The organism is Streptomyces sp. NPDC027672, assembly GCF_055566335.1.
Genome location: NZ_JBVHSO010000004.1, coordinates 205,688 through 220,863 on the forward strand (window position 1 = coordinate 205,688; position 15,176 = coordinate 220,863).

A 15,176-nucleotide genomic window follows, 5' to 3' on the forward strand; every position below is an offset into this window, starting at 1 on the left:
CGGCCGGGTACGGCGACGGGCCGCGCCCCCTCCTCGGGGACGCGGCCCGCCGGCCGTGGGATCGCGCCGTCTACGCGCGGATCACTACTTGCGGATCAGGCTGCGCAGCACGTACTGCATGATGCCGCCGTTGCGGTAGTAGTCGGCCTCACCGGGGGTGTCGATGCGGACGACCGCGTCGAACTCGACACCGGTGTCGGTGGTGACCTTGACCGTGCGCGGGGTACGGCCCTCGTTCAGCTCGGTGACGCCGGAGACGGAGAAGGTCTCCTCGCCGGTCAGACCGAGGGACTCGGCGGTGTCACCCTCCGGGAACTGCAGCGGCAGGACGCCCATGCCGATGAGGTTCGAGCGGTGGATGCGCTCGTAGGACTCGGCGATGACGGCCTTGACGCCGAGCAGCGCGGTGCCCTTGGCCGCCCAGTCACGGGACGAACCGGAGCCGTACTCCTTGCCGGCCAGGACGACCAGCGGGATGCCGGCGGCCTGGTAGTTCTGCGAGGCGTCGTAGATGAAGGAGACCGGGCCGCCATCCTGCGTGAAGTCGCGGGTGTAGCCGCCCTCCGTGCCCGGCGCGATCTGGTTGCGCAGGCGGATGTTGGCGAACGTGCCGCGGATCATGACCTCGTGGTTGCCACGGCGGGAGCCGTAGGAGTTGAAGTCACGACGCTCCACACCGTGCTCGGTGAGGTACTTGCCGGCCGGGGTGTCGGCCTTGATGGCGCCGGCCGGGGAGATGTGGTCGGTGGTGACCGAGTCGCCCAGCTTGGCCAGGACGCGGGCGCCGGAGATGTCCGAGACCGGGGTGGTCTCCATCGTCATGCCCTCGAAGTACGGGGGCTTGCGCACGTAGGTGGACTGCGGGTCCCACTCGAAGGTGTTGCCGGTCGGGACCGGCAGGGACTGCCACTGGGCGTCGCCGGCGAAGACGTCGCTGTAGGACTTGGCGAACATGTCCTCGCCGATGGCGCTGGCGACGACCTCGTTGACCTCGGCCTCGGAGGGCCAGATGTCCTTGAGGAAGACCGGGTTGCCGTCCTGGTCGGTGCCCAGGGCGTCCCGGGTGATGTCGACCTTCATGGAGCCCGCGAGGGCGTACGCGACGACCAGCGGCGGGGACGCCAGGTAGTTCATCTTGACGTCGGGGTTGATACGGCCCTCGAAGTTCCGGTTGCCGGAGAGGACCGAGGTGACCGCGAGGTCGTGGTCGTTGACGGCCTTGGAGACCTCCTCCGGCAGCGGGCCGGAGTTGCCGATGCAGGTGGTGCAGCCGTAGCCGACGAGGTTGAAGCCGACCTTGTCCAGGTACGGCGTCAGGCCCGCCTTCTCGAAGTAGTCGGTGACGACCTTCGAACCCGGGGCGAGGGTGGTCTTGACCCACGGCTTGCGGGTCAGGCCCTTCTCGACCGCCTTCTTGGCGACCAGGGCGGCGGCGACCATGACGTACGGGTTGGAGGTGTTGGTGCAGGAGGTGATGGCCGCGACCGTCACCGCGCCGTGGTCCAGCTCGTAGGTGGTGCCGTCGGGGGCGGTCACCTGCACCGGGTGGGACGGGACGGCGCCGGTGCCCTGGCCGTGCTGCGGGGCGCCGGCCCCGTTGTCCTGGTGACCGTAGGCCGGGGCGTCGGAGGCCGGGAAGGACTCGTCGCTCGCCTCGTCCACCGGGGAGGCGGCCGTGCCCTGCTGCGTGACGGGCACCTCGACGTAGTTGAGGACGTCCTTGGCGAACTGCTGGGCGGCCTCGGCGAGGACGATGCGGTCCTGCGGGCGCTTCGGGCCGGCGATGGAGGGGACGACCGTGGAGAGGTCCAGCTCCAGCTTCTCGGAGAAGTCGGGCTCGGCCTGCGGGTCCAGCCAGAGGCCCTGCTCCTTGGCGTACGCCTCGACCAGCGCGACCTGCTGCTCGCTGCGGCCGGTCAGGCGCAGGTAGTTCAGGGTCTCGCCGTCGATCGGGAAGATCGCGGCGGTGGAGCCGAACTCCGGCGACATGTTGCCGATGGTGGCGCGGTTGGCCAGGGAGGTGGCGGACACGCCCTCGCCGTAGAACTCGACGAACTTTCCGACCACACCGTGCTTGCGGAGCATCTCGGTGATGGTGAGCACCAGGTCGGTGGCGGTGGTGCCGGGCCGCAGCTCACCGGTGAGCTTGAAGCCGACGACGCGCGGGATGAGCATGGAGACCGGCTGGCCGAGCATGGCGGCCTCGGCCTCGATGCCGCCGACGCCCCAGCCGAGGACGCCGAGGCCGTTGACCATGGTGGTGTGCGAGTCGGTGCCGACCAGGGTGTCGGGGTAGGCCTTGCCGTCGCGGACCATGACGACCCGGGCCAGGTGCTCGATGTTCACCTGGTGGACGATGCCGGTGCCCGGCGGGACGACCTTGAACTCGTCGAAGGCGGTCTGGCCCCAGCGCAGGAACTGGTAGCGCTCCCTGTTGCGGCCGTACTCCAGCTCGACGTTCTGCTGGAAGGCGTCGTTCGTGCCGAACTTGTCGGCGATGACGGAGTGGTCGATGACCAGCTCGGCCGGGGCCAGCGGATTGATCTTCGCCGGGTCGCCGCCCAGCTCCTTCACGGCCTCGCGCATGGTGGCGAGGTCCACGACGCAGGGGACGCCGGTGAAGTCCTGCATGATCACGCGGGCCGGCGTGAACTGGATCTCCTGGGCCGGCTGGGCCTGGGAGTCCCAGCCGCCGAGGGCGCGGATGTGGTCGGCGGTGATGTTCGCGCCGTCCTCCGTGCGGAGCAGGTTCTCCAGCAGGACCTTGAGGCTGTACGGCAGCCGGGCCGAGCCCTCCACCTTGTCCAGCCGGAAGATCTCGTACGACTCGTCGCCCACCTGCAGCGTGCTGCGGGCGTCGAAGCTGTTCGCCGACACGACAGTCTCCTTCATTGATGTGCGCGTACCACCGTCAATCGTGCCGCCACCCCGGCTCGGACGAACCAGTAAGGTCAGGCTAAGTCAGGCGTGCCTTACCAGTGTGGCGACCACGGTGCGCCTCGGCAGATATCTCGATGTCGAGATAACAGTAGTACATGGGCGCGGCGAGGTCATGTCCGCACGCGCGGACACCGGACGGCCGGGCCGGACATTCTCCCGCTTGGTGGCATATGCCCGATCTTCCGGCCGCGCGGACAGGCTCCACGCCCGGCGGGGTTGACGGCCCGTCACCGCACTAGCCCGAACGGACCCCCCGAGAGGGCGCCATCTCATATCTGAGATAGCCTCACCCTCATGTCAGACGACTACCTCGTACGCATCGGCAAGCTCATCCGTGACGCCCGGCAACACCGGGGCTGGACGCAGGCGCAGCTCGCGGAGGCGCTCGGCACCAGCCAGAGCGCGGTCAACCGCATCGAGCGCGGCAACCAGAACATCAGCCTTGAGATGATCGCCCGAATCGGTGAAGCGCTGGACAGCGAGATCGTGTCGCTGGGCTACGCGGGTCCGATGCATCTGCGCGTGGTCGGCGGCCGCCGTCTGTCCGGCGCCATCGACGTCAAGACCAGCAAGAACGCCTGCGTGGCCCTGCTGTGCGCCTCGCTGCTGAACAAGGGCCGCACGGTGCTGCGCCGGGTGGCACGCATCGAGGAGGTGTACCGCCTGCTGGAGGTGCTCAACTCCATCGGCGTGCGCACCCGCTGGATCAACGACGGCGTCGACCTGGAACTCGTCCCGCCGGCCGAGCTGGAGATGGCGGCGATCGACGCGGAGGCCGCCGTGCGCACCCGCTCGATCATCATGTTCTTCGGCCCGCTGCTGCACCGCATGGACCACTTCAAGCTGCCGTACGCCGGCGGCTGCGACCTCGGCACCCGGACCATCGAACCGCACATGATCGCCCTGCGCCGGTTCGGGCTCGACATCGCGGCCACCGAGGGCCAGTACCACGCCCAGGTGGACCGCTCGGTCCGCCCCGACCGCCCGATCGTGCTGACCGAGCGCGGCGACACCGTGACCGAGAACGCGCTGCTGGCCGCCGCCCGCCACGACGGCGTCACGGTCATCCGCAACGCCTCCTCCAACTACATGGTCCAGGACCTGTGCTTCTTCCTGGAGGCGCTGGGCGTCAAGGTGGAGGGCATCGGCACCACCACGCTCACCGTGCACGGCGTGCCGAACATCGACGTCGACGTCGACTACTCCCCCTCCGAGGACCCGGTCGAGGCGATGAGCCTGCTGGCCGCCGCCGTGGTCACCGAGTCGGAGCTGACGGTGCGCCGGGTGCCGATCGAGTTCCTGGAGATCGAGCTGGCGGTCCTGGAGGAGATGGGCCTCGACCACGACCGCTCGCCCGAGTACTGCGCCGACAACGGCCGCACCCGCCTGGTCGACCTCACGGTCCGCCCCTCCAAGCTGGAGGCGCCGATCGACAAGATCCACCCGATGCCGTTCCCCGGCCTGAACATCGACAACGTCCCGTTCTTCGCGGCGATCGCGGCCACCGCGCAGGGCAAGACCCTCATCCACGACTGGGTCTACGACAACCGCGCGATCTACCTGACCGACCTCAACCGCCTCGGCGGCCGGCTCCAGCTCCTGGACCCGCACCGGGTGCTGGTCGAGGGCCCGACCCGCTGGCGCGCGGCCGAGATGATGTGCCCGCCGGCCCTGCGCCCCGCGGTGGTCGTCCTCCTGGCGATGATGGCGGCCGAGGGCACGTCCGTGCTCCGCAACGTCTACGTCATCAACCGCGGCTACGAGGACCTGGCCGAACGCCTGAACTCGATCGGCGCGCAGATCGAGATCTTCCGGGACATCTGAGATACGGCGGCCGCCGCAGCCCCTCTGACCTGTGCCGACGCGGGCTGAGAGGGGGTGCGGCGGCACTGCCCGCGCGGGGCAGAACATGTGAGCCCTGGGCCGTCTCAGCAGCGGTCACTGAAACAGCGGCCCGCGGCCCGGGCGGTGTTGCCCGTGCCAGACGCGTGCCGGATCGTGCGGGAACAAAGGAACGCACGGCCTGATTCAGGCGGAACCCAGCAAGGAAGTGATCGCCGACAGCGCCCAGAGCAGTGCCAGGGCTCCCAGGACCAGAGAGATCGCACCGTAAACCCAGATGTTCATATGTCTGTCGTGGGCGACCAGGATGATCCGTTCCGGATCCTCCGGCCGATACAGAAGCTCCACCCTGTCGCCCTCTGACAGTGGACTGCGCAACGCGTGCGCTCCGCCATCGCCGACGACCTCCCGGCCGCCAGGGAGCGCGTAACGGACCTGGGGGTACAACTGGGCGTCCCCGTCCCCATCCGTCGATTCCCAGATGCCGACGACAATGCCCGTAGTCCGGATGCCGCGCCGACGAACTCCGTGAACTCGCCGGGCTTCGCGCCCCATCGCCACGCTGGCGACGGCGAACACCACAGCGAGCAGCGTCCACACCGTGAAGTCCCCCACACAAGAACCCTAGCCTCGATCTCGGTGGGCCCTCTTGCTTTCCGGAGCTGATGCCGGGTAGGCCGGTGGCCCGGCTGCCGCGTCGGGTGGGCGCCGGATTCCGCTGCCCGGGGCGGGTGATGCTGTCGCAGGGACGGTGGGTTGCTGGTCAGCCGGGGTCGGGCAGGAGCGCGAGCCGTTCCAGGGAGCGGTGATCTCGTCGGTCCAGGGTCGGTGCCGGGCGAGGCGGAGAATCCTGCGCCGACCGGTGGTGACGAGCTGGCCGGCTGCGGAGAACAGGCGGAACTGCACGCGACGCGGTTCCCAGAGCCTCGCCCGGCCAGTCAGGCGCGCATGGGCATCCAGGCCAGCAGCTCGAGCGCGATCTGGCCGATCTCCATCCAGACCCGGTTCCGGGCGGTGTCGTGCACGAACAGCCAAGAGGGCTTGAGTAAGACGCTGTTTGGGGTGGTCGGTCCGTCGGTCAGAGTTCCTCATCGTCGGTGGGTTCCGGTGCGCGGATGTATGCGAGATCAAGTACGTACCGCTCGGTGACCGGGCTGTTTTCCCAGGCGGCAGGGATCGCTTGCTCGGTGGGGTCGTCTCTGAGCTGTGCGAGGGTCGTCTCGTAGTAGTCAGCGGTCGCCTGGCGATTGCTCCACCAGACGATGCCTTCATAGACGCCTGGGCGGGGCAGCCGCATCTCGCCCGCGGGGCCGAGACCGACTTGGTTGACGACGAGGATGCCGGTCTCTGATGTGAGGCTGATGCCCATCTGGCCCTCGGCGTCGGCAGGTGGAGCGGGAGGGGTGTCCCACAGGCGGATGGAGACCTCGACGTCGATATCGGGCTGGAGGCTGCGCAGGTACAGGTGGTAGCCGTTGCCGGCTACCACCTGTCTGCGGGCAGCAGCCATGGCATCGTCGTCACCGAGGTAGGCGTCCGCGTCATAGACCTCCACGACGCGCCGCCCCGGAGTGGCCTTGCAGGTGTATTCGGCCAGGAGTGCCATGTGCTGCCGTCTTTCAGCCGAGCGTTGCCCCGTGACTGCTGGTCGCATCGTGCCGGGTCATGCCCACCGGTGTCAGCCGAAGAGGAGGTCGACGTCCTTGTCGATGCAGAGCTGCAGGACGACCACCAGCTTGCGGGTGTCGTCTATGTGTCGTTGGAGCAGTGGGCCGGTGCTTCCGTCCTGAGGCTGGTCGGTGGCCTCCCGCAGGCGGGGCAGGATTTCGGCGCATTGGGCCGGTGTGAGGTCGGGGCCGTCATCATCGGGATGGTTGAGGAGTGGCGCGAGAGTGGTGGAGACGTCGTTCCATTGGCGTTGTCCGCCGAAGCCGTGCATCTCGTCCAGCGCGAGCCCCTCGGCCTGCGCCCGGTGTAGGACCAGGAGACGTCCGGGCTGCTGGTGTCACCGTCTCCTGGGAACAGAACGAGCCCCACATGTCCTCCTCGTTGACCGAGCACACAGGATCGGCCTCAGGGAAGGGCACCGGCAACTGAAATGCTCTCGCTGTGGCTGGTGCGATCACGGCGTCGGAGTCGTCCCGGGATGGCCCCGTGCGCCGGGCTGAGCCCTCGGCAGTTCGGCAAGCTGGTCACCATGCTGCGGCGCGAAGGCGCCGACCCCGTTCGCAAAGGCCGGCCCTGGAGTGTGCCGTTGGAGGACCGAGTGTTGCTGGTCGCCGGGTACTGGGCGCGTCCGGTGGGTGCCGTCGGTCCGGGCCGGCGGTGGGTTTGGTGTCGGGCGGGGTCATGACGGCACCGGTGGGCGTTGGTGTGAGGTGTTCGGCGGGGACGCTCAGTCGGTGGGGGCGTCGCCGAGTGCCCTGGCCACCTCGGTCACATCGGCGTATTCGCCGCTCTCCGGCAGCTTGCGCACCGCCGCCAGCAGGGGGGCCGGCGCGTGGTGCGCTGCGCGCGTGTGCGACGGAACCGCCGGCGGCCGGGTGCGGCCGGCGACCGCGCCGGCGGTCGTGATCATCGTCCGCGGGCGGTGATCACGACCGCCGGGTGAAGACGGCACACCGCGCCCGCCGCGGCGCGGGCGGCGGGTGCGGACCCGCTCCACTCGGGTAACACTCGGGCAAGCGGGCTCCTGCGGCGCTCCGTACGGCTCCGGTTACTCGTTCTGGAAGACCGCCTTCTGCACGTCGTTGGGGCCGTCGAACGCGTCCTCGGGTGCGTCGGCGATCTTCTGGACGAGGGTGTCGTCCGCGCCGTTGTCCTTGGCGAGCGCGATGAGGTCGTCGCGGCGGGCCGGGTAGTCGGCACCCTTGAGCGCCTTCTGCAGGTCGATCGGACTGATACTCGCCATGGCGGTCTCCTTGCTGTCGTGATGACGTGCTCGGCCGGATCCGTCGCGCCGGGTCACCGGCACGTACATCGTGACCAAGCACCCCACACCGCGCACGTCGACGCAGCGGCCGAGGGTGTCGCCAGCGGCCGGGCAGCAAGGCGCACCCTGCGTGTCCGGGCCGGGCGTGGGCACTCAAAGGTCATGGAGATGCCGACCTCGCCCCTGATCGACCGTTCCCTGCCGGCTCTCGTCCAGGGCTATGCCTGGCTGCCCGGCCTGCTGCGCGACCGCCCCGACGGCGTGGCGCGCACCCGGGTGATGGGCAAGCCCGCGCTCGTCGTGCGCGGGCCGGAAGCGGTGCGTTTCTTCTACGACGAGCACCACGTGGGCCGCGGCGGCGCCCTGCCCGAGCCCGTGCTCAGTACCCTGTTCGGCCACGACGCCGTCCACACCCTCGACGGTGGCGCCCACCGCGCCCGCAAGGAGTTCTTCCTTCCGCTGCTGCACCCCGACCGGATCACCGGCCTCGTCGAGCAGGTGACCGCCGCGTGGGACGAGGCGGTACGGGAGTGGAGCGGCGCCGAGCAGGTCGTCCTGTTCGACGCGGCCGCCCTGGTGCTCACCCGCGGTGTGTGCCGCTGGGCGGGCGTGCCGCTCGACGGAGGCAGCGCGGAGGAGGAGCAGCTCGCCCGCGACCTGATCGCCATGGTCGACGGCTTCGCCACCGCAGGGCCACGGCACTGGCGTGCGCGGCGCGCCCGGAGCCGTCAGGAGCAGCGCTTCGCCCGGCTGGTCGAGGACGTGCGCTCCGGCCGGACCGCCGCCCCCGACGGATCGGTGCTCGCCGCTGTGTGCGAGCACCGCGAGGGCGGCGAGCCGCTGCACCCGCACACGGCCGCCGTCGAGCTGCTGAACGTCGTCCGTCCCACCGTCGCGGTCAGCTGGTTCGTCGCCTACTCGGCGCACGCGCTGCATCTTCAGCCGAACCAGCGCGAGCGGCTCCGCCGCGGTGACACGGCCTACACGGCCGCGTTCGTGCACGAGGTGCGCCGCTTCTACCCGTTCGCGCCGTTCCTCGGCGGCCTCGCCGTCCGCGACCTGTCCTGGCGCGGCCTGTCGGTGCCGGCCGGCGGGATGGTGCTGCTCGACGTCTTCGGCCAGAACCACGACGAGAAGCTGTGGGGCGACCCGTACGTCTTCCGCCCGGAGCGGTTCCTGGAGCACGCGGTCGAGCGGGACGAGCTGATCCCGCAGGGCGGTGGTGAGCCGCGCACCGGTCACCGCTGCCCCGGGGAGGGCCTCACCATCGGGCTGCTCGAAGCCCTCGCGCTCCGCCTGGCCGCTCTCGACTGCGCCGTCCCCGACCAGGACCTCAGGATCTCCCTGCGGCGCATCCCGGCGCGGGTGCGCAGCGGCTTCGTCGTACGGGAGGTGCGGGTGCCGAGCGCGCGCATGCTCACGACCGTGTGAACCCACCCCCTGTCCGCCCCGCCCCGCCCCGTCCGCCGGGCGGGGCGGGCCTCCTAGACAGCCGGGCGCTACGGCGACGCAGGCGCCCCCCGCCTCAATCCCGCTGCTCGGAAGCGTCGGCCCCCGGTTCCCCGGTGCCCGGTTCCGCCAGCCGCCGGTGGGCCGCCGCCTTGACCGCGTCGGGCAGCACCTTCCCGGCCAGGCCCTGCGCCTTGGTCTTCAGCGACCCGGTCACGGCCTTGGTCTCGCCCTTCACGATCGCCTCGTACGCCTGCTCGGCCACCTGCGCGGGATCGTCCTTCTTCATCGTGCCCATGCGGGTGTCGTCCGCCATGCCCGCCCGGCGGAAGAAGTCCGTGTCCGTGGGGCCCGGCATGAAGGCGGTGACCGTCACACCCGTGTCCTTCACCTCCTCCGCCAGGGCCTCGGCGAAGGACTGCACGAACGCCTTGGAGGCGTTGTACACCGGCTGGAAGGAACCGGGCATCGTCGAGGCGACGGACGAGGTGAAGGCCAGCCGGCCCGCGCCGCGCGTCACCATGGCCCGCAGCAGCGTCTTGGCCAGCCGTACCGTCGCGGTGACATTGAGGTCGATGACCTCCTGGTCGTCGGCGAGGTCGGTGTCCACGAAGGCACCGCCCCGGCCCACCCCCGCGTTGAGGACGGCGGTGTCGACCGTCAGGCCGTCGAGCGCGTCCAGCAGCCGGAACCGTCCCTCGGCGGCGCGGAGATCGGCCCGCACCGCGCGGACCTCCGCGCCCGTCTCCCGAAGTTCCCGGGCGGCGGACTCCAGCCGGTCGTCCTCGGCGTTCACCACGAGGTCGTAGCCGTGCAGCGCGAACTGCCGGGCCAGCTCGTGGCCGATTCCGCTGGACGCACCGGTGATCAAGGCGAGTGGCCGTGTGTCAGTCATGGCGAACGGGTAACCGCCGCGCCCTGTGCCACGCCTCGGCGGGGCGCTCAGGGCGTGAGGTCTTCCTGGTCCGGGTCACGCCATTCGGCGAGCAGGACGGTGGCGTCGTCCTCGACGTGCCCGTCGTGGTGGCCGAGTACGGCGTGCATCAGCCGCCGCAGCGTCTCGTGGACGGTGAGACAGTCGGCGTGGTGGCGCACGAGGTACTCGGCGAAGCGCTCCAGGCCGAACTGCCGGCGCTGCGCGTCGCGGGCCTCGACGACGCCGTCCGTGTAGAGGACGAGCCGGTCACCGGGTTGCAGTTGCTCGTGGCAGACGGTCACGGGCAGTTTCAGGCCGACGCCCATGGGTCCGGCCGGCGGGCACACCAGCTCGTGGGACCAGCGTCCTGCCCGTACGAGCACCGGCAGGGGATGGCCCCGGTTGATCCAGGTGAGCCGGCCGCTCTTCATGTCCAGGTCGGCGAGGATGCCGGTGACGTAGCGCGTGGTGCCGAACTGCTCGATGAGGGTGTCCTCCACCGCCTGGGAGACGGCGACGAGGCCGGCGCCCTGGCGGCGGGCGTTGCGGCAGGCGGCGACCGCCATGTTCGCGGTCAGGCCCGCCCGTGCGTCGTGTCCCATCGCGTCGAACACGGATAGGTGCAGCACGCCGTCGGCCACCGCGTAGTCGAAGGCGTCCCCGCCGACGTCGTAGGCGGGCTCCGACAGCGCGGCGACGGTGGTGGCGCGGCCGGCGAACGCCGAGGGCGGGGTCAGGTGCCACTGCATCTCGGCGCTGACGCTCATCGGGGCCGTCCGCACCAGCCGGGCGTAGGAGTCGCTGAAGGCCCGCTTGCTCAGCACGAGCAGAGCGACCATCGACGCCACCTCGCGCAACGCGTCCCGGGTCGTCCCGTCGTCCCGTTCGGTGTCCGCCCGCAGCACGCCGAGGCGTTCCACGCCGTCGGTGATGGGCAGCCACCACCGGCAGCGCTGCCGCCCGCCGTCGCGGTCCGGCTCGGCCACCAGGTCGACCCGCTGGAACGCGAGTCCCGCCGGGGTGGAGTCGACGGCCAGTTCCGCGCCGCCCGCGCCGGCGTCCAGGCCGCCGCCGGTGACCTCCCGCAGCACCTTGCCCTGGAGGTCGGCGAGGAAGAACGACACCTCGTGCAGGCCCACCGCTTCCAGGCGGTCGGCCACCATCCGCGGCAGCTCCTCCAGCGTCCCCACATGGCTGGCCATCATGAGGTCGGTCAGTGCGCGCCCCACCTCTGCCGGACCACTCACCTGTCAGGTCTCCCCTCGGCTCCACGTCCCGGCGGCCGCCGGCCGGACGGCAGACCTACCGTCTGCCCAGCGCGGCAGACCTACCGTCTACCCAGCACGGCGCGCCTTGCGCGCGCCACCGCGCGGCGGGCGCGGGGTCCGGCAGCCGCGCGGTGGCGCGCGGCCGGTGGTCGCCCGCGGTCACCCGCCGCCGGAGCGCCGGTGCCAACCGGTTCCGGGAGGAGCGGCGGCTTTCCGCCTGGGTCGCACCGGTACGGGTACTCGTGTCGTGATCGCGCACCGGAAGAAGCGACGTGCGGAGGTGTCGGCGATGCGGACCAGGCCCTTGCGGATGCTCGGAGCGGTGACCTTCGTCTACGGGATCGCGACGGCGTACCGTCCGGGATTGCTCGCCCGTCCCACGGGGCTGGTGGACGCGCACGGCGACGTCGCCCGGCACACCGCGACGGTGCTGCGCCCGCTGGCCTGGCGTGATGCCGCCACCGGTCTGGCGATGGTCCTCGCCCCGCAGGGCCCGGCGCTCGTCACGGCCTCCGCCGTGCGCATCGCCTCGGACGTCGGTGACGCCGTCCTCTTCGGCGCCGCGCTCCCCGGCCGGCTGCGCCGGGCCGGGGCGGTCGTCAGCGCTCTGGGCTGGGCCGCTCTGACGGCGGCGAGCCTTGTCGCCGCGCCCGAGGAGCCGGTGCGGCCGGGCGACTGAGCGGCCGCCGCGCCGGCCGGGTGCCGGACGGTTCCGCGGCGGGCGACTGAGCGGCTGCCGCACCGGCCGCGCGGCGGACAGCCCCCGCGGCACTCCCGCGCCGCCTGCCGGACCCGGCGCCGGCCTGCCGGGACGCATGACCGGCCTCGTGCCCTCACTCCGGTCCTGAAGCGACACCTCACTCCGGTCCTGAAGTGAAACCACTCTCCGGTCCTGAAGCGAGAAGTGAAACCACCCTCCGGTCCGAAGCGACACCACTCTCCGGTCCTGAAGCGAAACCACCCCGTCCAGCGAAACCACTCCGTGCAGGAGCGAAACCACTCCGTTCAGCGGTGCCTCCGTGGTGACGTCCCGCATCCGTGGCCCGCCGAACGAGTGAACCCGCGCGTGCCCCGGCCCGCCCGGAACGCCCGGGACACGGTGCCGGAGCCGCTTTCCGGTGCGCGGGAGGGCCCGCGTTGAGTGGCAGGGTGCCGTCCGGCTGGCGAGACTGAAATCGGCGGTTCGCGATCGAAGTGGATCCAGCCGGGCATTGGCGATCCACATGTCTTCAGGAGATGGAATGGTGGAGCAGTCCTCCGAGGTCCCCATATCCGGGCCGGACGAACCCGCCGTCACCATGAGCGAGACCGGTCCGGACCGAGGGGAGACCGAAAGGAAACTCGCGGCGGCACTGGCCGAACTCGTGGAGGCCGACCATGTTCCGGCCGACAGCCACTTCTTCACCGATCTGGGTGCCAATTCCCTGGTCATGGCGCAGTTCTGCGCCCGGCTGAGGAAAATCCCGGAGCTGCCTTCGCCCTCCATACGGGACATCTACCGGCATCCCACGATCCGGGGTCTCGCGGCGGCGCTCGCGCCGGTCGGGCCCGTCACCAGCGGTCCGGACGGGCCGCCCGCGGAGCCGGCGGCCGTCGCGACGGCCGCGGTGCCCCGGGCCGGCGCGTCGGCGCACCGGCTGTGCGGAGCTTTCCAGCTACTGGCCTTCCTGGTCTACTCGCTGGTCTCCGGGTATGTCACGGCCGGCGGGTACGAGTGGATCTCCCGGGGTTCCGGACTGGGCGACGTCTATCTGCGTTCCCTGCTGTTCGGCGGCATAGGATTCCTCACGCTGTGCGCCTTCCCGGTCGTCGCGAAATGGGTGCTCATCGGCCGCTGGAAACCACGTGAGTTCCCCGTCTGGGGAATGACGTACCTGCGTTTCTGGCTCGTCAAGGTGCTGCTGCACGCGAATCCGATGGTGTTTCTCGCCGGCACTCCGCTGTATGTGCTGTATCTGCGGGCCCTCGGTGCGCGGATCGGAAAGGGCGTCACGATCCTTTCCCGGTCGGTGCCGGTCTGCACCGACCTGCTGACGATCGGCGCCGGGACGGTGATCCGCAAGGACTCCTTCTTCCTGGGCTACCGCGCCCACGCGGGCCGTATCCAGACCGGCCGCGTCTCGCTCGGCCGGGACGCGTTCGTCGGTGAGAAGACCGTCCTGGACATCGACACCGCGCTGGGCGACGGCGCCCAGCTAGGCCACTCCTCCGCGCTGCACCGCGGCCAGAGCGTCCCGGACGGCGAGCGCTGGCACGGCTCCCCGGCGGAGCCCGGCCGCGTCGACTACGTACGGGTCCCGCCGGCCGGGTGCGGCACGCTGCGCCGGGCCTGGTTCGGCACGCTCACGCTGCTGCAACTGCTCTTCCTGTACATACCGCTCGCCGTCGGCGGGCTGTACATGCTCTTCACCGAGGTGCCGGCGATCGGCAAGCGGCTCGATCCGCAGACGGCCGCGCTGACCCGGGCCGAGCTGATCCCCGACGCGCTGGCCGTCTCGCTCACCGTGTTCTGCGGGTTTCTCGTCCTGGGACTCTTCGCCCTGTACACGGTCCCGCGGCTGCTGAGCCGGGTGGTCAGGCCCGGCCGGGTCTATCCGCTCTACGGCTTCCACTACACGCTGCACCGCGCGACGGCCCGGATGACCAACGTGAAGTTCTTCGCCTGGCTGTTCGGCGACAGCTCGTACATCGTGCACTACCTGCGCGGACTCGGCTACGACCTGTCGCAGGTCGAGCAGACCGGCTCCAACTTCGGCACCGAGGTGCAGCACGAGACGCCGTTCCTGGTCACCGTCGGCAGCGGCACGATGGTGGCCGACGGACTGTCGGTGGTGAACGCCGAGTACTCGGCCACGTCCTTCCGGCTGTCCCCGGTGACGATCGGGCCGCGCAACTTCCTCGGCAACAACATCGCCTACCCGGCGGGCGGCCGCACCGGGGACAACTGCCTGCTGGCGACGAAGGTAATGGTGCCGCTGGACGGCGAGGTGCGCCAGGGGGTGGGACTGCTCGGCTCGCCGTGCTTCGAGATCCCCCGCTCGGTGGACCGCGACGCCCGGTTCGACCATCTGCGCACGGGCGAGGAACTGCGCCGCCACCTGGGCGCGAAGAACCGCTACAACCTGCTGTCGATGACGTGGATGCTGTTCGTGCGCTGGCTGCACGTGTTCCTGCTGACGCTGTTCGCGCTCGTCTCCGTGGACCTGTACGGCGTGCTCGGCCATGTGGTGATCGCCGGCTATCTCGCGCTGACGCTGCTGTTCTCCACCGCGTACTACGTCCTGGTGGAGCGCTTCATGACCTCCTTCCGCCCGCTGCGGCCCCAGTTGTGCTCCATCTACGACCGCACGTTCTGGCTGCACGAGCGCCTGTGGAAGGTGCCGGTGCAGTACCTGAACCTCTTCAACGGGACCCCGTTCAAGAGCCTGGTGTGGCGGCTGCTGGGCGTGCGCATGGGCCGCCGGGTGTTCGACGACGGCTGCTTCGTCACCGAACGGACCCTGGCCGCCGTCGGCGACGAGACCACCCTCAACGCCGGCAGCAAGATCCAGTGCCACTCGCAGGAGGACGGCACCTTCAAGTCCGACGGCATCACGCTCGGTGCCCGCTGCACGCTGGGCGTCGGCGCCCATGTGCACTACGGCGTGACCATGGGCGACGGCTCCGAGCTGGCGCCCGACTCCTTCCTCATGAAGGGCGAGGAAGTCCCGGCGGGCGCGCGGTGGGGCGGCAACCCGGCCGTGGACATGCCGGAGACCGGCGGCCGGGCCGCCGGCGCGGGCCGCGCCCCGCACACGACCGACGCCGCTGCGGCTGTCACCAGGTGAGG

The 15,176-nt window shown here is 70.6% G+C and carries 12 protein-coding genes and 2 pseudogenes; 5 read left to right on the forward strand and 9 right to left on the reverse strand.

Features of this window, described 5'->3' with window-relative positions; genetic code table 11:
* Positions 1-84: 84 nt before the first annotated feature.
* Positions 85-2,877, reverse strand: coding sequence for an aconitate hydratase (locus tag ACZ4SV_RS12130; RefSeq protein ID WP_365871047.1), 2,793 nt, complete (start codon positions 2,875-2,877; stop codon positions 85-87).
* 357 nt (positions 2,878-3,234) lie between these two features.
* Between ACZ4SV_RS12130 and ACZ4SV_RS12135 the strand changes: the two genes are divergently transcribed.
* Positions 3,235-4,764: a helix-turn-helix domain-containing protein gene (locus ACZ4SV_RS12135; RefSeq protein WP_365871045.1), complete on the forward strand. Its 1,530-nt coding sequence runs from the start codon at positions 3,235-3,237 to the stop codon at positions 4,762-4,764.
* Positions 4,765-4,968: 204 nt separating this feature from the next.
* Here ACZ4SV_RS12135 and ACZ4SV_RS12140 read toward each other — a convergent pair whose 3' ends face one another.
* The 4 genes and pseudogenes from ACZ4SV_RS12140 to ACZ4SV_RS12155 all read right to left on the reverse strand — a co-directional run bounded on the left by ACZ4SV_RS12140 (position 4,969) and on the right by ACZ4SV_RS12155 (position 6,721).
* A complete protein-coding gene (locus ACZ4SV_RS12140) occupies positions 4,969-5,397 on the reverse strand; it encodes a DUF3592 domain-containing protein (RefSeq protein WP_468003644.1) in 429 nt (142 codons plus the stop codon).
* A gap of 148 nt (positions 5,398-5,545) precedes the next feature.
* A pseudogene (locus ACZ4SV_RS12145) lies at positions 5,546-5,807 on the reverse strand (transposase); the annotation flags it as partial.
* A gap of 53 nt (positions 5,808-5,860) precedes the next feature.
* The gene (locus tag ACZ4SV_RS12150) at positions 5,861-6,388 is read right to left on the reverse strand and encodes a hypothetical protein (RefSeq protein ID WP_468003646.1); all 528 of its coding nucleotides are present in this window, start codon (positions 6,386-6,388) and stop codon (positions 5,861-5,863) included.
* 72 nt (positions 6,389-6,460) lie between these two features.
* The gene (locus ACZ4SV_RS12155) at positions 6,461-6,721 is read right to left on the reverse strand and encodes a hypothetical protein (protein ID WP_468003648.1); all 261 of its coding nucleotides are present in this window, start codon (positions 6,719-6,721) and stop codon (positions 6,461-6,463) included.
* 170 nt (positions 6,722-6,891) lie between these two features.
* Between ACZ4SV_RS12155 and ACZ4SV_RS12160 the strand changes: the two are divergent.
* Positions 6,892-7,072, forward strand: a pseudogene (locus ACZ4SV_RS12160) (IS5/IS1182 family transposase); the annotation flags it as partial.
* Between the two features lie 105 nt (positions 7,073-7,177).
* Here the strand turns inward: ACZ4SV_RS12160 and ACZ4SV_RS12165 are convergent.
* Together ACZ4SV_RS12165 and ACZ4SV_RS12170 are read right to left on the reverse strand one after the other, a co-directional pair.
* Positions 7,178-7,360 carry a hypothetical protein gene (locus ACZ4SV_RS12165; protein ID WP_468003650.1) on the reverse strand — a complete coding sequence of 61 codons (183 nt, stop codon included), beginning with the start codon at positions 7,358-7,360 and terminating at the stop codon, positions 7,178-7,180.
* A 138-nt stretch (positions 7,361-7,498) separates the two neighbouring features.
* Positions 7,499-7,693 (reverse strand): DUF2795 domain-containing protein, encoded by a 195-nt coding sequence (locus tag ACZ4SV_RS12170; RefSeq protein ID WP_365883872.1) that lies wholly within the window; start codon positions 7,691-7,693, stop codon positions 7,499-7,501.
* Positions 7,694-7,882: 189 nt separating this feature from the next.
* On the opposite strand from ACZ4SV_RS12170, the gene ACZ4SV_RS12175 reads away from it, so the two are divergent.
* Complete coding sequence (locus ACZ4SV_RS12175; protein ID WP_468003652.1) at positions 7,883-9,145, forward strand: cytochrome P450; 1,263 nt, start codon at positions 7,883-7,885, stop codon at positions 9,143-9,145.
* A gap of 94 nt (positions 9,146-9,239) precedes the next feature.
* Here ACZ4SV_RS12175 and ACZ4SV_RS12180 read toward each other — a convergent pair whose 3' ends face one another.
* Entirely contained in the window at positions 9,240-10,058 is an 819-nt protein-coding gene (locus tag ACZ4SV_RS12180; protein WP_468003654.1) for an SDR family NAD(P)-dependent oxidoreductase, read from the reverse strand.
* A gap of 47 nt (positions 10,059-10,105) precedes the next feature.
* Complete coding sequence (locus tag ACZ4SV_RS12185; protein ID WP_468003656.1) at positions 10,106-11,326, reverse strand: PP2C family protein-serine/threonine phosphatase; 1,221 nt, start codon at positions 11,324-11,326, stop codon at positions 10,106-10,108.
* 310 nt (positions 11,327-11,636) lie between these two features.
* Here ACZ4SV_RS12185 and ACZ4SV_RS12190 point away from each other — a divergent pair, with 310 nt between their 5' ends.
* Together ACZ4SV_RS12190 and ACZ4SV_RS12195 are read left to right on the forward strand one after the other, a co-directional pair.
* The gene (locus ACZ4SV_RS12190; protein WP_468003658.1) at positions 11,637-12,026 is read left to right on the forward strand and encodes a hypothetical protein; all 390 of its coding nucleotides are present in this window, start codon (positions 11,637-11,639) and stop codon (positions 12,024-12,026) included.
* Positions 12,027-12,588: 562 nt separating this feature from the next.
* The gene (locus ACZ4SV_RS12195; RefSeq protein ID WP_468003660.1) at positions 12,589-15,174 is read left to right on the forward strand and encodes a Pls/PosA family non-ribosomal peptide synthetase; all 2,586 of its coding nucleotides are present in this window, start codon (positions 12,589-12,591) and stop codon (positions 15,172-15,174) included.
* Positions 15,175-15,176 lie beyond the last annotated feature (2 nt).